Source organism: Corynebacterium jeikeium, from assembly GCA_003955985.1.
Classification (GTDB): Bacteria; Actinomycetota; Actinomycetes; order Mycobacteriales; family Mycobacteriaceae; genus Corynebacterium; species Corynebacterium jeikeium_D.
The window spans coordinates 385779-403998 of sequence record CP033784.1; the positions used below are offsets into that span (position 1 = coordinate 385779).

At 59.5% G+C, this 18220-nt stretch carries 17 protein-coding genes; 16 read left to right on the top strand and 1 reads right to left on the bottom strand.

The window, feature by feature from the left end:
* Positions 1-67: 67 nt before the first annotated feature.
* The 3 genes from proC to EGX79_01660 all read left to right on the top strand — a co-directional run bounded on the left by proC (position 68) and on the right by EGX79_01660 (position 1676).
* A complete protein-coding gene (proC, locus tag EGX79_01650; GenBank protein AYX81001.1) occupies positions 68-877 on the top strand; it encodes a pyrroline-5-carboxylate reductase in 810 nt (269 codons plus the stop codon).
* A 263-nt stretch (positions 878-1140) separates the two neighbouring features.
* A complete protein-coding gene (locus EGX79_01655) occupies positions 1141-1332 on the top strand; it encodes a DNA-binding protein (protein AYX81002.1) in 192 nt (63 codons plus the stop codon).
* A 242-nt stretch (positions 1333-1574) separates the two neighbouring features.
* The gene (locus tag EGX79_01660; GenBank protein ID AYX81003.1) at positions 1575-1676 is read left to right on the top strand and encodes an AURKAIP1/COX24 domain-containing protein; all 102 of its coding nucleotides are present in this window, start codon (positions 1575-1577) and stop codon (positions 1674-1676) included.
* Positions 1677-1914: 238 nt separating this feature from the next.
* On the opposite strand, the gene EGX79_01665 is transcribed toward EGX79_01660, so the two are convergent.
* The gene (locus tag EGX79_01665) at positions 1915-3039 is read right to left on the bottom strand and encodes an HAD-IB family hydrolase (GenBank protein AYX81004.1); all 1125 of its coding nucleotides are present in this window, start codon (positions 3037-3039) and stop codon (positions 1915-1917) included.
* A 164-nt stretch (positions 3040-3203) separates the two neighbouring features.
* Here EGX79_01665 and EGX79_01670 point away from each other — a divergent pair, with 164 nt between their 5' ends.
* The 13 genes from EGX79_01670 to EGX79_01730 all read left to right on the top strand — a co-directional run bounded on the left by EGX79_01670 (position 3204) and on the right by EGX79_01730 (position 18061).
* Positions 3204-3446 (top strand): glutaredoxin family protein, encoded by a 243-nt coding sequence (locus EGX79_01670; protein ID AYX81005.1) that lies wholly within the window; start codon positions 3204-3206, stop codon positions 3444-3446.
* A gap of 224 nt (positions 3447-3670) precedes the next feature.
* Positions 3671-5113: a glutamyl-tRNA reductase gene (locus EGX79_01675; protein AYX81006.1), complete on the top strand. Its 1443-nt coding sequence runs from the start codon at positions 3671-3673 to the stop codon at positions 5111-5113.
* Between the two features lie 15 nt (positions 5114-5128).
* Complete coding sequence (locus EGX79_01680; protein AYX81007.1) at positions 5129-6061, top strand: hydroxymethylbilane synthase; 933 nt, start codon at positions 5129-5131, stop codon at positions 6059-6061.
* A gap of 204 nt (positions 6062-6265) precedes the next feature.
* A complete protein-coding gene (locus tag EGX79_01685; protein AYX81008.1) occupies positions 6266-7933 on the top strand; it encodes a bifunctional uroporphyrinogen-III C-methyltransferase/uroporphyrinogen-III synthase in 1668 nt (555 codons plus the stop codon).
* Between the two features lie 47 nt (positions 7934-7980).
* A complete protein-coding gene (gene hemB, locus EGX79_01690) occupies positions 7981-9039 on the top strand; it encodes a porphobilinogen synthase (protein ID AYX82675.1) in 1059 nt (352 codons plus the stop codon).
* A 45-nt stretch (positions 9040-9084) separates the two neighbouring features.
* Positions 9085-9729 (top strand): hypothetical protein, encoded by a 645-nt coding sequence (locus tag EGX79_01695; protein AYX81009.1) that lies wholly within the window; start codon positions 9085-9087, stop codon positions 9727-9729.
* Complete coding sequence (locus tag EGX79_01700) at positions 9726-10106, top strand: hypothetical protein (protein AYX81010.1); 381 nt, start codon at positions 9726-9728, stop codon at positions 10104-10106. Before EGX79_01695 ends, EGX79_01700 begins: the two co-directional genes overlap by 4 nt.
* A gap of 19 nt (positions 10107-10125) precedes the next feature.
* Positions 10126-12717, top strand: coding sequence for a cation-translocating P-type ATPase (locus tag EGX79_01705; protein AYX81011.1), 2592 nt, complete (start codon positions 10126-10128; stop codon positions 12715-12717).
* Positions 12718-12752: 35 nt separating this feature from the next.
* Complete coding sequence (hemL, locus tag EGX79_01710) at positions 12753-14099, top strand: glutamate-1-semialdehyde-2,1-aminomutase (GenBank protein ID AYX81012.1); 1347 nt, start codon at positions 12753-12755, stop codon at positions 14097-14099.
* A gap of 7 nt (positions 14100-14106) precedes the next feature.
* On the top strand, positions 14107-14805 hold the full coding sequence (locus EGX79_01715; protein AYX81013.1) for a histidine phosphatase family protein: 699 nt from the start codon (positions 14107-14109) through the stop codon (positions 14803-14805).
* 54 nt (positions 14806-14859) lie between these two features.
* A complete protein-coding gene (locus EGX79_01720; protein AYX81014.1) occupies positions 14860-15474 on the top strand; it encodes a TlpA family protein disulfide reductase in 615 nt (204 codons plus the stop codon).
* An 8-nt stretch (positions 15475-15482) separates the two neighbouring features.
* The gene (locus EGX79_01725) at positions 15483-16358 is read left to right on the top strand and encodes a cytochrome c biogenesis protein CcdA (protein AYX81015.1); all 876 of its coding nucleotides are present in this window, start codon (positions 15483-15485) and stop codon (positions 16356-16358) included.
* Positions 16359-16372: 14 nt separating this feature from the next.
* Positions 16373-18061 (top strand): cytochrome c biogenesis protein ResB, encoded by a 1689-nt coding sequence (locus EGX79_01730; GenBank protein AYX81016.1) that lies wholly within the window; start codon positions 16373-16375, stop codon positions 18059-18061.
* Positions 18062-18220 lie beyond the last annotated feature (159 nt).

The following is an 18220-nucleotide window of genomic DNA, read 5'->3' on the forward strand; positions in this document are numbered from 1 at the left end:
GTCGGAAGCGTAGTTTTCCGGTCCCTGCATTCGCATGTGTGGGCCAGTTTTGGCACACTTAGCGTCCATGACAAGAATTGCTGTAATTGGTGGCGGAAAGATTGGTAGCGCACTCGTCGGTGGTCTCATCGACGGTGGTGTCTCGCCCTCCTCGATTTATGTGGTGGGGCGCACCAAGGAGAGCCTGGCCGGTCTGAAGGAGACCTACGGCATTGTCGATGCCGACGACCCAGTAGGGGCCGTCGACGGTGCCGACGTGGTGTTCTTGTGCGTAAAACCGTACTTGATTATCGACATGCTCGAGCAGATTGCCGACGTGCTCGATGACTCTGAGGTCGACACCATTGTGGTGTCGATGGCGGCTGGCATCACGCTGGACAAGATGGAAAGCGTCTGTGCTGTCGGTACTCCGGTGATCCGCGTCATGCCGAATACCCCGATGCTGGTGGGCAAGGGGGTCTGTGCAGTCGCGCCGGGCCGCTTTGTCACGGAGAGCCAGACCGACGAGGTTGTCGAACTGTTGAAGAAGGTCGGCAGCGTTGAGGTTGTCGATGAGTCGCTGATGTCTGCAGTCACTGCAGTCTCGGGCTCCGGTCCGGCTTACTTCTTCCAGTTCGTCGAGGCGATGACCGACGCGGGTGTGAATCTGGGCCTCAAGCGTGATCAGGCTAAGCGTCTGGCGTCGGCTACGGCTGCTGGTGCAGCCGAGATGATGATGCAGGAAGGCGCGGACCCGACTGCGTTGCGTGCCGATGTCACCTCTCCGGGCGGTACAACCGCTGCGGCCACCCGAGTTTTCGAGGAAGAAGGCATTCGTCGCGCGGTGCATCGTGCGCTGCAGGCTTGCTATGACAAGGCCAACGAGATGGGTAAATAAGCATTTCGCCGAGTAGAGGCGGGTGTACAAGTAACCCCAATATTTGGGGCATTGGAAATGGTCAGCGGCAGTAGCTAATCCGATACGCAGGGACGATGGGTTAGTCACAACTGTCACACCATTCGCCAATGCCCCTATTTTTTATCAAAAATCGCACCGGCACCTTGCCTACCGGTAGGATATGAAAAGCACGTGCGTGTCACGATTTTCTGCAGGAGGGGAAGCCTGCAGCGCGTCGCGTGCGCTGAAGGGAATATTTACTAATGCAGAATGCAGATAAAGGCACCTTTCTGACCGTTGCAGAAGTTGCTGACATCATGCGCGTATCCAAGATGACCGTCTACCGCCTGGTTCACGCTGGCGAGCTGCCGGCAGTGCGCGTTGGCCGTTCTTTCCGCGTCCATGAGTCCGCAGTCAAGGAATACCTGGACTCCTCCTTCTACAACGCGGGTTAATTTTTTCTGCCTTTAAGCGGGGCTGTTTGACCTGAACGCATATGTCCCCGCTATGATTAATCCGATTAGTACATGGTGCTGTGCTGCGCCCCTGTTTCCTATCGTCTTCAAGTCATGAAGTATCTAGCTGTGAAGGCGGAAGGAAAAAGGGCGTGACATCTCGGCGGTTGTAAGGCCGCATTGAGTACGCCGCCATTGTGCAAGAAAAGAAATTTCCGTCAACGAATAGCGAGGTCGAGCCGATGGGTTCCGTCATTAAGAAGCGTCGCAAGCGCATGTCGAAGAAGAAGCACCGCAAGATGCTTCGCCGTACCCGCGTGCAGCGTCGTAAGCTCGGCAAGTAAGCCAGCATTCCTGCCGTTATCGCAGGAGCGCGCGTGCTGCGTCGCGTACACGTTTTAAAAGCAGAACCCGCCCGGTCTCGTTGAGATAGGGCGGGTTTTGTCGTTGGGGGCTAATCACGGGCTGCCGATTACGGGCTGCAAATGTGAAACTGTAGGAGTTTATGACACTTTCATGCCATTTTTCGAGCCATTTTTGTCATAAACGCAGTCACTAACTCTCGAGTGCGCCTAGCAGCGTTTAACTTTCCTTGTTCGCGTCCCACAGTCGCTTGCCGACGAGTCCCGCGCCCCCGACAGCTCCTGCCAGCAGTGCTCCGATCGAGAGCCACCGCATCGTGGCGAAGGTTGCGGAGCGAAAGTGGCGATAGTCGTAGATAGTCCACCCCATCTTCTGGGCGTAATTCCGCAACTTGCGGTCCGGGTTGATGGCCACGGCGGTGCCCACCATGGACAGCATGGGAATGTCGTTGGCGGAATCTGAGTATGCCGTGCAGCGAGACATGTCCAACCCAGAAGAGGCTGCCAGAGCTGCCACCGCGTGCTTCTTACCCGGGCCGTGGAGAATATCGCCTACCAGGCGGCCAGTGAACTTGCCATCTTTGACCTCGGCGACCGTGCCAAGGGCGCCGGTCAGTCCGATGTGCTTAGCGATAACCTGGGCCAGCTGCACCGGGGTGGCGGTGACCAGCCAGACCTCTTGGCCAGCCTGGATATGTAGTTCCGCCAGATCGCGGGTGCCCTGGTAAACGCGGTCGCTGATCTTTTCTTCAAAGATTTCTTCGCCGAGTTTGACCATTTCATTCACATCGTGGCCGGCGAAAAACTCCAATGCCTGTTCACGGGCCTTAGCTACGTCGGCAGCGTTTTCCGCGCCTGAGATTCGGAATTTCAGCTGCTTCCAAATCATGCCGGCCAAATCACGCTTCTTGATGAAGCCGCGCTCGACCAAACCCATGGCAAAGAGGAAGATTGATGCGCCTTGGACAAGCGTGTTGTCCACATCGAAGAAAGCGGCTGCGCCCTGATCGCGTTCGACACCTGGAATGGGCTGCGAGAGCACACGGGCACCGCCAGCGGCATCTTCGGCACCAGCTACACTGCGAAATCCCGTAGCCAGTTCTTCGCCGCCGACGTCGTAGACTTCGCCGAGAGCTTCCAGTGCATTGGCAGCCGCTGCAGCACCAGCTTCCTCCTGTGCTTCGTCATTGAGCGGAGCGAGAACTACCTGCTCGAGGAAGTTGCGGACGTTACCCTGCGAGGACGCAAGGTCACCCAGCATGTCGATGGGGAAGGGGGAGCGGTTGTCGGCACTGAACTCACTCACGGCACGAAAATCTCTTTCCACGGTGTATGCAACCGACATCCGTTATCGGAAGCTCTTGTTGAATAGTATCCGGTCTTTAGGCAAAGCTGCGCGCTGAGATTCAAGGAGCGGATGGGGCAAGGATAAGAAGAGTCACTTTTGCAGGGGAAGTGTGGGGAGGGGGACGTCGTAAAGCGAAACAGTCGACCTTTAGACTGGCCGTTATGGTGACTGTGACGGTGATGAGTAGGAAGACCTGCGGTTCGTGCGACCGAGTGATTGCGCAGATTGAGCCGCTAGTTCGGGACCAAAATGCGCAGTTCCAGGTGGAAGACGTCGATACCGATCCGAACTTGGCCATGGAATTTGGCGATCGCGTGCCGGTGATTTTGGTCAATGATGAGGAAATCGCTTGCTGGGAAATCGATGATGATGAACTCCTGGAAGCGATAGCGGAGGCCGAATAAGTTCGGGAGACAACTCTGCCGAACTGCTAGGAGCTGCGGAGACATGGCAGAATGTGGAGTAGCGGCAAAGAAGTAGGGGAGTGCTGCGAACATCGAGGTAGAGACTAAGTAAAGTATGCCTTTGTTGTGACGAGATGGCAGAGTTGTCTAGCGTTAACAGTCATAGCTGTGTGAAAAAGCCCGTAGCGGGGCCTGTGAAGGAGCAATAGAGCGGTGATTGAGCGGTGAGTGTGCTTCTCGTCGGAATGTCGTACCGGTCTGCACCGGTGACCCTTCTTGAAAAGGTCTCCGTCGGTGAAACTGAGCGAGAGGCCATTTTGGCTCGGCTGGTCGCGGATGAAGCGATCAGCGAAGCGATGCTGTTGTCGACCTGTAACCGCGTTGAGTACTACGTGGTGGCCAACGGCTTCCACTCTGGGCTATCGGCCGTGGTCCGTGAAATTGTCGGTCGTACTGGGCTCGAACTCGATGAACTGACACCGCACCTCTATGTGCGGTACGCACAGGCCGCAGCGGAGCATGCTTTCTCGGTGTGTGCTGGTCTTGACTCGATGGTGCTGGGGGAACAGCAGATTATCGGTCAGCTTCGCAATGCTTACCAGGAAGCGGACGAAGCCGGCACCGTCGGTCGCATGCTGCATGACTTGGCGCAGAAGGCGCTGCACACAGGCAAGCGAGTCCACAGCGAAACACTGATCGATAATGCGGGCGCATCGATGGTCTCCGTGGCCATCGACGAGGCGATTGCTGCGCTGCATCCTGGGTTCAACTCTGGTGTTGACGTCGCTGAGGGTACCGATATTCTGGCCGGACGTTCGGCCCTTATCCTCGGCGCCGGTGCGATGAGTTCGCTGGCCGCCAGTTACCTGGGGCGCTGCGGCATTGATCGTCTGATTATTGCCAACCGCACCGTTGACCGGGCGCAGAACCTGGCTAACCACTCGATCGAAGCGGGCATCCCCGCTACTGCTATTGCGTTGCATGATTTCGCTGATGTCCTCGATGATGTGGACATTCTCGTCAGTGCCACCGGAGCCATGGCACCAGTGGTCTCAGCTGCTGATGTCATCGACCACGGCCCGCTCGCCATCGTCGACCTGTCTATGCCTCGCGACGTTGCGGAGGATGTCTCCGGGCTTGAGGGGATTGCACTATTCAACATCGAATTGCTGCAGATGACTCGCACGGAGGTCCCGGGCCGTGATGATGAGGCTGCAGCGCGCGACATTGTGGCCGAAGAGTTGGAGTCCTACCTCACGGCGCAGCGTGCAAGCGAGGTAGCACCGACTGTTCGCGCTCTGCGTGAGCGTGCGGCAGATGTGGCGGCGGCTGAGCTCGCTCGCCTGGAGGCGAAGACACCAGGTCTTACGCAAAAGGAACGTCGCGAAGTCGAGTCCACGGTTCGCCGCGTCGTCGATAAGCTCTTGCATGTGCCAACGGTGCAGGTCAAGAAGCTTTCTAGTCAGCAGGGTGGTGGCAACTACGCGCTTGCGCTGCAGAAGCTCTTCGACCTGCCCCTATCTACCCCCTCTGGCCTGTATGCTGACACCGATATCCCCGCAGATCTCATGGTAGAGGGCCGAATTGGGCGGATGCAGGGATTTGAGCAGTATGGTCTTGACAGTAGTGCCATCATTGAAGGCGTTGCTGAAACCACCAAAAATTAACACCCGGAGGGAAACATGCCTGACCCAGCGACTATTCGTATCGGTACCAGGGGCTCGGAACTGGCCACGACACAGGCCGGCCACGTCCGTGATGCACTGATTGAGCTGGGGCAGCCTGCAGAGCTGGTGATTGTAAAGACCGCCGGTGACCATAACCGCCACGACCCGGTGGAAAAGATTGGTATCGGTGTCTTTACCCAGGCGCTGCGTCATGCTCTCCGCGAGGGGGTGTGCGACATTATCGTGCACTCGTTTAAAGATTTGCCGACGTTGCCGGAAGACGACATGATGGTCGCAGCCGTGCCGGAGCGCGTCGATCCGCGAGAGGCGCTGATTTCCCGCGATGCCACGCCGCTGATGGACCTGCCTGAGGGTGCTCGAGTGGGTACCTCCGCGCCGCGTCGTGTCTCTCAGCTGCGTGCGCTGCGCTCCGACCTGGAACTTGTACCACTGCGTGGAAACATCGAAACCCGCATGGGGCGCGTCTCTGAGGACCTGGACGCTGTCATTCTGGCTCGCGCCGGACTGGAGCGTACGGGGCGCCTCGGAGAGATTGCGGAATCCCTGGACATGGACGTCCTCATGCCGGCCCCGGCCCAGGGCGCCCTGGCGCTGGAGTGCCGCACTGCTGACCGCGAAATTGTGGATATTCTGCGGAAGATTGACCACCCGGTGTCCCATGCCCGCGCTGTCGCTGAGCGCGCTGTACTCAATGAGCTGGAAGCAGGCTGCACCGCCCCGGTTGCGGCCTACGCAACCGTGAGCGATAGCGGTGAACTCACCCTGCGGGCGGGGGTGTTCGCAGTCGACGGATCGCGCCAGTTGCTCGAGACCGCTACCGCAACCGTGGATAAGGCCGATGAGCTTGGCCGGAAGGTTGCGGCGGCCCTGCTTGAACGGGGTGCTCATGAGGTAATGGGCGATACCCTGCGGGAATCTCAAAAGTAGCCGGTTAGTTAATTTGGCTCAAACCCTTTATGCTAATAGGCCTGTATGCATGCCGTTGGGATAAGGGTTTCCTTCGTGTGCTCGCATGTGAGATTCAGGTGTCTACCTGCCCCTCACATGCGTTGGCGCATGTCCGCTTTCTTCCTTAGAGACTCATCGGCACGAAAAGTGAACAACCAATAGAAAAGAAATCACTCCGCAACGATGAACACCTCCCTCCCCTCAGCAACGGGACGCATCCTGTTCGTCGGCGCTGGTCCTGGAAATCCCGACCTGCTGACGCTTCGCGCCCGTGAGATTCTCGCAGACACCGCTATCGCCTACGTCGACGCCGATGTCATGCCGGGGGTTCGAGAGCTCGTCGCAACCGATGTGCCTGTTCCTCCCGAGCTGCTGAAGGAAGCCGAGGAAGAGTACGAGCGCATGTGCGCCGCCGCCAAGGCCAAGGGATCTCGTCGTAAGCCGCCGCGCCCGGCACCGCCGACCGCTGCAGATTTGCGCGAGCCTATCGACGATCCCAAGAAGATGGCCGCCCTGCTCGTCGAAGAAGCAGCCAAAGGCAATGATGTAGTGCGTTTGGTGGCCGGAAATCCGCTGACCAACGATTCGCTGCTGGCCGAAATCAACGAGGTCTCGCACGCCGAGGTTGAGTTCCAGATCGTCCCTGGTATGTCCGTGCCCTCCACCGTCCCGGCATTTGCCGGTATCGCGTTGGGCTCGACGTACACGGAGACCGATCTCGGTCGCGCCGATGTGGACTGGGACGAGCTGGCACAGGCACCGCAGCCGCTGGTGCTGCAGGCTGTGCAGGATGACCTGTCCGCTATTGCCTCCGAACTCGGTGAACGCGGTCTGCCGTCGTCGTTGCCAGTGTCGGTGACTGTCAACGGTACGACTCGGCTGCAGCGCACCTACGATGTCACGCTGGGCACCTTGGCACAGCTCTCGGGAGACCTGACCGGTCCGCTGGTGGTCACACTTGGCAAGGGCGTGGACAATCGCTCGAAGTACTCGTGGTGGGAAAACCGGGCCCTCTACGGATGGAAGGTGCTGGTCCCACGCGCCAAGGCGCAGGCAGGGCCGATGAGTGCTCGTCTCGTTGGGCACGGCGCCATCCCGATTGAGGTCCCGACCATCTCAATCGAGCCACCACGTAGCCCAGCGCAGATGGAACGCGCCATCAAGGGGCTTGTCGACGGCCGTTACCAGTGGGTTGTTTTCACTTCCGTCAACGCCGTCACCGCAGTGTGGGAGAAGTTCCAGGAATTCGGCTTGGACGCGCGCTCCTTCGCCGGGGTCCGCATCGCAGCAGTCGGCCATCGCACCGCTGCTGCCATCCGTGATCTCGGCATTACCCCGGAGCTGCTTCCGGACGACACTCGTCAGAACGCCGCGGGCATTGTCGACGTGTTCCCGGAGTACATCGAGGATCTCGATCCGGTCAACCGCGTGCTGCTGCCGCGCGCCGATATCGGCACCGATGTGCTTGTCGACGGTCTGATTGACCTGGGCTGGGAAGTTGATGATGTGGTCGCTTACCGTACCGTGCGGGCAGCGCCACCGAGTGCGGATATCCGCGACATGATTAAGTCCGGTGGCTTCGACGCAGTGTGCTTTACCTCGGGGTCGACGGTGAAGAACCTGGTCGGCATCGCGGGTAAGCCGCATGCTCGCACCATCATTGCCTGCATCGGGCCGATGGCCGCAGCCACGGCTCGCGAGTACGGCCTGCGGGTAGATGTCGTGCCGGAGCGCGCAAGCATCCCGGAGCTGGTGGATGCGCTGGCAGAGCATGTTGCGCAACTGCGGGCGGCAGGGCAGCTGCCACCACCGCGCAAGAAGCGTCGTCGTTCGCGTAAAACCAAGGACTGAGCAGGGGCGTACCGGAGCGAGTTCGCGTTTTGATTAAGGTTGTCTTTATGACTACATCTGGAGCTTCTGAATCATCCCGCGAAATCGATCTCGAACAGTTTGGATTTCCTCTCCCGATTCGTCGCCCACGCAGGCTGCGCACCAACCCGGTGATGCGTGCGATGACGGCGGAGACGACACTGACTCCGAAAAATCTCATCCTGCCCATGTTTGTTGCAGATGGTATTGATGAGCCGAAGCCCATCAGCTCCCTGCCCGGGGTAGTGCAGCATACCGAGGACTCCCTGGTAGAAGCTGTGCGCGAGGCTGTTGAGGCAGGTATCTCGGCAGTTGACCTCTTCGGTGTCCCGCTGGATGCGGACAAGGACGGCGAGGGCTCTGAGTCCTGGAATCCGGAGGGCGTACTCAACCGTGCCCTGCGTCGTCTCCGCGACGAGTTCGGGAATGACATTTTGATCATGGCCGACACCTGCCTGGATGAGTTCACTGACCACGGCCACTGTGGTGTGCTGGGCACGGATCGCTTCGGCAACACGGTCGTTGAGAATGACCGCACGCTGATTAACTACATCAAGATGGCCGTTGCGCAGGCCGACGCCGGTGCCCATATCGTGTCCCCTTCGGGCATGATGGACGGCCAGATTGCCGCAATTCGCGAGGGCCTGGATGCCGCTGGCCATGAGGATGTCTCCATCATGGCGTACTCGGCAAAGTACGCCTCCGCCTTCTACGGTCCATTCCGTGAAGCTGTGGGCAGCTCGCTACAGGGTGATCGCCGTACCTACCAGCAGGATCCTGCAAACCGTCGTGAGTCCCTGCTTGAAGTGCAGCTCGACGTTGACGAAGGTGCGGACATGGTGATGGTCAAGCCGGCCATGAGCTACCTGGATATTCTGCGCGAGGTCGCGGATATGTCGCCGGTGCCGGTTGCCGCCTACCAGGTCTCTGGTGAGTACGCGATGATTCACGCCGCTGCCGCCAACGGGTGGATTGACCTGGATGCTGCGATGATGGAAGCAGTGCTGAGCATTCGCCGTGCCGGTGCGGAGCAGATTTTGACGTACGCAGCGGTGGACTTGGCGAAGAAGCTGCGCGCCCAGTTCTAATTCGCTCGGGTGAACGTGCAGTAATAAATATCGAGAAGTGGACGGATGACTAAAGAAGAGAAGAAGCCCGCAATTCCCGAGCAGGTCGAGGGAGCTAGGCAGGCGTGGCGGGTTACGGCCGTGTTGCAGCTGCTCGTCGCTGCGGTAGCTACGGTGACCTACTGGCTGCATCCGGAAATGCTGATGAGCCCCTCAACCGCTAAGGAGAATTTCCCGGGTTTCAGCGAGGGCCAGATTGATGCTGCCATGAAGGCGACTATCGTTATCGCGTTCTTTTTCGCAGTGGGGCTTTGCATCGCGTTCTTCGCCATTATCGAGCGAATGCGCAAGGGGAGCGAAGGTGCTCGCACCGTGCTGGTTATCGGCTCGCTTTACCTGGCACTGTCGGCGCTGATGTCCTTCTTCTCTTCTACGGCTTCAGAATCGGGAGTGCCGGCATCCCTCGTTCTTATCAGCGGAATTGTGCGAATCGCCTCGGCCACTGCCGCGGTAGCGGGTCTAGTGCTCGCCGCTTCGAAGGAATCCAAGGACTACTTCGATCATCAGCGCCCGTCGAAACCGTGGACCCCGTCCGCTCCGGAATCGCATCTGCCGAGAGCGTCGAAGCATGGCGCTGATCCAAAGCGGCAACAGCAGCTGGGCCAGTCACAGCCCAAGCAATCCAAGCAGCCTGAGGAGTCCAAGCGATGATGTCCCTGCCGAGTCGGCCCTGGCAGTGGGTGCTCTTCGTCGCGCTCATCGCCCAGATTGTCCTGAGCTTGATACTGGTCACCGGCGACTATTCGCAGGCTCCCGCCGCCGTTGGCCGCGATATCTACATCGTCGCCGGTGTGACGCTGGTCTGCTCGCTTATTGGTAGCGGCTGCTTGCCGACGGCCACTGAGTTCAAACTCTCCCGGAACTGCCTGCTCATCATGGTGATTATCACGGCTCTCGCCATGTTCTTTGCCATTATGGCTGGAGCGCTGACTGTATGGGTTATCGCGCCCAGCCTGGCGATGGCGTGTGGACTACTGTTGCTCTATCGTGAATTAGCGCTCACGCGCGCCAACCAGCCACAGGATTAGACGGAAAGTTTCAAAGGCCATGAGTGACACCGGTGAGTTTGATTTCTCTCTGGACAATCGCGTTGAACAAGCGATTGTGGATGCCAAGGTCGCTGCTCGTAAGGCATTGCCACGAAGCCGTCAGGACATCGACGAAGAAAGTGCCCATCAGCGGCTTGCACACCGCAGAGGCCAGTCCAACACAGCTTTCGCACTCATCCTGGAAAACTTGGAAAACGCCGAGAGCGCTGAGCGTGCTGAGCATGTTTTGGAATCCTTTCCAGATGTGACCGCCTCTGTGGTCTACAAGCCCGGACGCGCGTGGATTACCGCGCCCGATACCATCGATCCGAATCAGTTCATCGAAGCTCTCCGCGAAATTGGGGTCGAGTCGTACCTCACGCGCAGCACGCTTCGGCGTCGTGCAACTCGGCTGGATGTGTCACAACATCGCCGTCCCGCTGTTCCGGCTGCCGCTCAACAGAATGAGGAGGAGCGCATTCGCCGTCGTGAAGCGGCCTTGCGCCGAAGCGGCGGTGGCGCGGAAGTACTGTTCACGGCGCGTGAACTGGTGACCAAGCAACGCTTTTGGGGAAGCCTGTTCCTATCGATTCCGGTGCTGGTGACGTCGTTGAACGTCAACTGGCAGTTCCCGGGTTGGCAGTGGATGTGTCTTGTGCTGACCACGATTGTGGTGTGGTGGGGTGGTTGGCCGTTCCACCGGGCAATGGCGGCGTCCCTGCGTCGGCGGATGTCGGCGCTGGATGGGGCGAGCTCCATTGCCATCCTGCTGGCGTGGCTGTGGTCGCTAGCGCAGCTTATCTTTGGTCCCGCGGGACAGATTGGATATACCACTGCGCCCACTTGGTTTGCTTTCAACTACCGGGAAAGCGCCTCGGCAGAGGTGTTTTTCGACGTTGCGTGCGGCCTGACTGTGCTGTTGCTAACAGGTCGCATGTTTACGCGCTACAACAAGGTGCGTACTGGACAAATCTTGCGCAACCTGCGCATTCCAGCTGAGCGAAACGTGACAGTCGTGCGCAAGAGCGCTAAATCCGCGGAGCCGAAACGGGTGGAGGTGACGGTCGCGGAGCTCAATATCGGTGATGACATCGTGGTTCCACCGCACTCGGTGATTCCGGTTGATGGCTCAGTCATCGGTGGTGCGTCCACGATGGATGCGCAGCTACTCGGTATCGGCGTTGAACCGCAGAAGGTCAAGGTCAATTCCAAGGTTTGGGCCGGTGCAATCAACCTGGATTCGGAGCTCAAGGTGCGCGTGGAACGCACCGGTTTCAAGACCCGGGCGTCATCGATAGCGCGCTGGCTTCGTCAAGCGGTTCGAGAAGAAACGGTGATGCACCAGACCGCAGTGCACTCGGCATCAGAGCTGGTGCCATGGACGCTGTCGTTGGCGGGCGTGGCTTTTTGCGGCTGGTGGCTGGCGACTGGCACGATGAGCGGTGCCCTCGCGGTGGCGCTGGCTATGCTCTCGGGCATCGCGCCGGTGGCATTGGCAATGTCTACGTCGACCGTGCAGCGCATCGGGATTCTGGCCGGTGCTAGTAACGGAATCTTGATTCGTGGCAATGAGACTTTCCGAAAGCTGGCCGCTGCCGATGTGGTGATTTTTAACCGAGTTGGAACGCTGACCGAGGGTGACACCCACGTGCTCGGTGTCGCCGCTGAGCGCAATGAAAATCCGGATCTGGTTCTGCGTGTGGCGGGCGCTCTCATGATGGAGAGCAACCACCCGGCATCAGCGGCAATCGTGCGCGCGTGCCGTGTATCCCGCGACGCCGGTTCCGGCGGTGGCGAGGTGCCGCACTGGATTGAGACTGTACACGTCGCAATTGCGGAAGACGGTGCGTTCGTTGGCCAGGTAGAGATCCCGGTGAAGGACTCGGACGACAAGTTGGAGATGCGCTTTGTTGAGGGGCGTGTTTGGCGTCCGCGTGATCTCACTGCACTCAGCGAGAAAATGGCCGTGGCTGCGCTCAGTGGCGGTACTCCGATGGTGGTGTCGTGGCGTGGCAAGGTCCGTGGTGTCATCACCATTGGTGAGGACATTAAGCCCGATGCGGTCGAGAGCATTGACCAGCTTGAGGATATGGGCGTGGACACCATGATGATCACGCGAGATCCGTATCCAGTAGCCCGTCGTTTTGCTGACCGGCTGAATATCTCACGAGTATTCGCGGGCATCATTGCCTCCCGCAAGGCCATTGCGGTGCGTTCGGTCCACAGTGACGGCGAGACTGTCGTGATGGTTGGCGACAAGGACATCCGGGACTCTCTGCGTGCCGCTGACGTGGGTGTTTTGATGGACAACACCGAAGGCAATCAGAATCTTGATGTTGATTACGCCGATGTCGTGGCACTGCGTAACAACGTGTTGTCGATTCCGGAGGCCATTGAAATCGCGCGTGCTGTGGTGCGGATGATGGACTCCAACATCTACTTTGCGTGGTTCTACAACGTTGCGGTCATCCTGCTGGGTATGACCGGTATGATTCACCCGCTGCTGGCATCGCTTTTGATGATTTTCTCCAGCTTGTGGATCGACTGGCGATCCCGTCGAGTGTCCTCTCGCCGCAAGCATCTATTCAGGGTGAAGCTGGGACGTTGGTAGGGCAGGGTAGCCCTTAATCCGAGTGGCCGTCTACGATGGTCACCGTGACTCAAGACATTAATGCTCCTCATGTCCCAGAAAACGTTGAGCTCACCGATCGTTCGGCAGAGTTCTTTACGCAGGCTCAGGCAGTGACGCCGGGTGGCGTGAACTCGCCGGTCCGCGCCTTCGGTTCCGTCGGTGGCACCCCACGTTTCATTGACCACGCCGCGGGCTCTCGTCTCGTGGATGTTGATGGCAACGAATATGTGGACTTGGTCTGCTCGTGGGGTCCAATGATTCTGGGCCACGCGCACCCGGCAGTGGTGGAGGCCGTTCAGAGCGCCGCCACTCGCGGTTTGTCTTTCGGCGCTCCGACGACGGCTGAGACCGACCTGGCTCGTCACATCGTTGAGCGCACGTCGGTAGATGAGGTGCGTCTGGTCAACTCCGGCACTGAGGCCACCATGTCCGCAGTACGCCTGGCTCGCGGTTTCACTGGCCGTTCCAAGATCATCAAGTTCGCCGGCTGCTACCACGGTCACGTCGACGCGCTGCTGGCATCGGCCGGTTCCGGTGTCGCTACTTTTGGTCTGCCGGATTCGCCGGGTGTCACCGGTGCATCGGCTGCCGACACCATTGTTGTTCCTTATAACGACATTGAGGCCGTCAAGGCCGCATTCGCTGAGAACCCGGGCGAGATTGCCTGTGTCATCACTGAGGCGGCAGCGGGCAACATGGGTACCGTCGCACCGCAGGACAACTTCAACGCGAAGTTGAAGGAAGTCTGCCACGCAGACGGCGCACTGCTGATTCTCGATGAGGTCATGACTGGCTTCCGCGCTTCCTACAACGGCTGGTACGGCATTGATGGTGTGGCCGGTGACCTGACCACCTTCGGCAAGGTCGTCTCCGGTGGTCTGCCGGCAGCTGCCTTCGGTGGTCGCCGCGACGTCATGGAGTACTTGGCTCCGAACGGTCCGGTGTACCAGGCAGGCACACTCTCCGGTAACCCGGTCGCTATGGCAGCTGGCCTGGCCAACCTGGAAAATGCCACGAAGGATGTCTATGACACCGTCGCAGCCAACGCAGATCGCCTGGCCACGATTCTGTCCGACGCCCTGACCAAGCAGGGCGTGGCCCACCACATTCAGCGTGCGGGCACGATGCTCTCGCCACGCTTCGCCGAGGGCGAGGGGCACAACTTTGAGCAGATGCAGGCAGCGGATACTTTCCGCTACCCGGCTTTCTTCCACGCCCTACTGGCCAATGGTGTCTACCCGCCGGCTTCTTGCTACGAGACCTGGTTCGTCTCCGCTGCGCTGACCGACGCCGACTTCGAGATTATCGAGCGTGCAGCAGCCCGCGCGGCCGAGGCGGCGGCAACCGCCAAGCCGGAGTAGGTGACACGTGCCGAACAAGACCAATTCGCAGGCCGAGCAGCAGGAATCGCAGCCGACACAGCCGGAGAACCCGGCATCCAAGCGTGCAACAAAGCACGCCAAGACCACGGTCGTACATCTCGTCCGCCACGGCGAGGTTTATAACCCGGATAAGATTCTCTACGGTCGCCTGCCCGGCTGGCACTTGTCTGAGCGCGGTCAGCGTCAGGCGGCGGCCACGGCCTCGTCCTTCGAAGGCCACGACATCCGCTACTTCGCCTGCTCTCCGCTGCAGCGCACGCAGGAAACCTCACGGCCCTTCACCGAGGTAATCGGCATGAAGCCGACCCTGGATGAAGATTTGCTGGAGGCTGGCAACTCCTTTGAGGGTTTGCACATCAAGGGCATTGACTCCGCACTGTGGAATCCGAAGTACTGGCCACGGCTGCGTCGTCCGAGCGTGCCCAGCTGGGGCGAGCCCTACGAGGAGATCGCGGACCGTATGTTCCACGCCATCGAGCGAGCCCGCGAGGCCGCCGAGGGAGGGGAAGCGGTGCTGGTGACGCACCAGCTGTGCATCATTGCAGCTCAGCGTCGTGCGCGGTACTTGAAGCTCGCCCACAACCCGGCAACTAGGCAGTGTGATTTGGCGAGCGTGACCTCTTTGATCTTCGTCGGAGACACCATTGTCGACGTGCGCTACAGTGAGCCGGCCGGTCACCTGTAAGGTGAATAAATAGTTTTGTTGAAGTTTCACTGACCCCGGAAGGTGGCACCCCAGGTGGCCAAGGTCTCATCGTCCCGAATTGCAGCAACGCTGGCGGCAGCAACTCTGTCTCTGTCGCTCGTGGCATGTAACCCCGGAGAGTCGGTGGGACACGACGCCGTTGCCGTTGGCGGTCAGTTCGAGTTCGTTTCTCCGGGTGGTCAGCAAATCATTGACTACGCACCGGAGGAGCGCAAGCCGGTCGGCAATGTCTTCGGTCCTTCTCTCGAGGACGACGACAAGGAAATCTCCCTCGATGACTTCAAGGACCAGATTGTGGTTCTGAACGCCTGGGGCCAGTGGTGCGCACCGTGCCGCTCCGAGTCGGATGACCTGCAGTACGTCCAAGAACAGATGGAAGAGGAAGGCATCGGCACTGTCCTCGGCATTAACGTCCGCGACAATGTCCGCCAAGCTCCCATCGACTTTGTGAAGGACAACGGCATCACCTACCCGTCCATCTACGATCCGGCTTTCGTCAACGCCGGTGCGCTCGGTGGTATCCCGGCGTCGGTGATTCCGACGACCATCATCCTGGACAAGCAGCACCGCCCGGCGAAGGTCTTCCTCCGCGAGGTCGATCACACCATGCTGATGAAGGCTGTCAATGAAGTGAAGGCGGAGGGCTAGGCCCCGGCATGTCAACTCTTGCCATGGACACGATCTTTTCTGCCGATGGCATCGGCCAACAGTTCGCCGACGCTGCCACCGGCGGTCCCATTGTGTTGGGGCTGCTCGCCGCTGCGCTGGCCGGTCTCGTCTCCTTCGCCAGCCCGTGCGTTATTCCGCTTGTACCCGGTTATGTCTCCTATCTCACTGGTATTTCCGGAGCATCGGGGGCGCAGGGCAATGGCGTGACGACGGGAGTTGCGGACGCAACCTCCGTCGATAAGCATGACGGCGATGGAGGCCGTGGCCAGCGTTCCTCGACTGCCCGCGCCGGCCTGGCTGCGTTGCTGTTCGTGTTGGGCTTTACTGTCATTTTCGTGCTGGGTTCGGCCTCTATTTTCGGGCTCGTGTCCACGTTGCGTTTGCAGGCGCGCACGCTGACGATTGTCGGTGGCGTGGTGACCATCGTGATGGGGCTTGCCTTCATGGGTATGGTGCCAGCGCTGCAGAAGGACACTCGCATGGCGCCGAAGCGCTGGACCACGTGGCTGGGTGCGCCACTGCTCGGCGCGGTGTTCGCGCTGGGGTGGACGCCGTGTCTGGGCCCGACGCTGACTGCAATTATTTCGGTGTCCGCGGGCACGCAGGGTATGACCGCGGCCAGGGGAGTGGCGCTGATTATCGCTTACTGCCTGGGGCTGGGGCTGCCGTTCATTTTGGTGGCGCTGGGGTCGGCACGCGCGATGCGTGGTGTGGACTTCCTGCGTAAGCACTCGCGGACCATTCAGATCATCGGTGGTGTGGCGCTGGTGCTGGTGGGAATTGCCCTGGTCACGGGACTGTGGGATGTTTTTGTTGCCTGGGTTCAGGCCGCTTTTATTACTGATACGGTAACGCCAATTTAGTGAAAGATTTTTCGATGTCGGTGAATTGGAATAAGGTACGACAGCCCTTCCAGCAGGTCTGGAACTGGTTGACCAGCATGCGCACGGCGCTGATTCTGCTGTTCATCCTCGCTTTCGCAGCGGTTCCGGGTGCCCTGTTGCCACAGCGCTCGCTGAATAAGGACAAGGTCGACCAGTATCTTGCCGCCAACGGCAAGACCGCCGAGATCATGGATAAGCTGCAGCTTTTCGATGTCTTCTCGTCCGTCTGGTTCGTCGCCATCGTGGCCTTGCTGCTGATTTCCCTGATCGGCTGCATTATTCCGCGCACCATCGACCACTACAAGGCCATGAAGACACCACCGGCTAGGGCGCCGAAACGGTTGGCGCGTCTTCCGCTTCACGACGAAGCCGTGGTCGATGCCTCTGCGGATGAAGTTTCTAAGCGGGTGCGTGAGCGCTTGAACAAGTGGGCGTTGACCGAGACTCCAGCAGATGAAGATCGCGCTGGGGCACGATCCTTTTCCGCGGAGAAGGGATACCTGCGTGAGTTCGGCAACCTGGTGTTCCACCTGGGCATTGCGCTGCTGATTATCATCGTCGGCTTGGGCCGCATGATCTATTACGAGGGCCAGGTCATTTTGCTGACCAACACCGGCACCGAGATTTCTGATGACAACGTCAACAGCGCGGTGGGCGTTCCGTTCTGTAACACCGCTGCGGCGAACTATGACTCGCTGCGCTCGGGAAACACCTTCGACGGTACGACTTTGAACCCGTTCTGTATTCAGGTAGAGGACTTCGCGGCCGATTACCTGCCGAACGGCCAGGCCAAGATGTTTACCTCGCACATCCGATTCGCAGAAGAAGAGGATATGCGTAAGCCTGTCGATGAGTGGGAGAAGACCACGCTGCAGGTCAACCACCCTCTGCGCATCGCCGGTGACCGCGTCTACCTGCAGGGGCACGGCTTTGCGCCTGCGTTCAAGGTGACCTGGCCGAATGGCGAGTCGCGTACGTCGATTGTCCAGTTCCGTCCGGATGATCCGACCTTCTTCCTGTCCTCTGGTGCGCTGCGCTTCGACCCACCAGCAGGCATGTACCCGGACTTGTTCGAGCGCCGCCAGAACCAGATTGCAATCGAGGGACTGTTCGCTCCGACCGCGGAGTTTACTGGTGAAAAGGGTGCTCTGCTGCAGTCCTCTTACCCGGCGATGCAAGACCCGGCCGTGGCTGTCGACATCTACCGCGGCGACGCGGGCTTGGACACCGGTCGTTCGCAGGGGCTGTTTTCCCTCGACCGCGATCTGATGCACTCGGGTCAGCTGGCTAAGGAAGCCCGCGTCAACCTCAAGCAGGGCGAATCCACCGAGCTTGCCGACGGCACCAAGATTGAATTCCTCGGTGCGAAGGAATTCGTCAACTTGCAGGTTTCGCACGATTCCACGCAGTTCTGGGTGCTGGTGGCAACTGTGGCCGCACTGGCGGGCATGGTTCTTTCGTTGGGCATTAAGCGCCGACGTGTTTGGGTGCGCATGTTCCCGCTGGAAGATGGCCGCACTCGCGTTGAGTTCGGTGGCCTTGCCCGCACCGACAAGGCAGGTTGGGGCGAGGAGTTCCAGTACATCGTAGATGACATCCTGGAACGTGACAGTGATGACGAGGATGCTGCTGACAACAATGCTGCGACCGACGAGAGCGCGGACGACAAGGACAAAAGCTAACTGACCACTAAGTCTGGTCCATCATTACTGCAGGGTGAATGCGCGGGGGCGAGAATTGCGCCTCCGCGCATTTTTGCGTCCCCCGTGTCCCCGGTCCCCTTTTGCTTAGTCCTGCTTTAGTACTAGGGTTTGAAGAAGTATTCCGCTAATTCCACACTT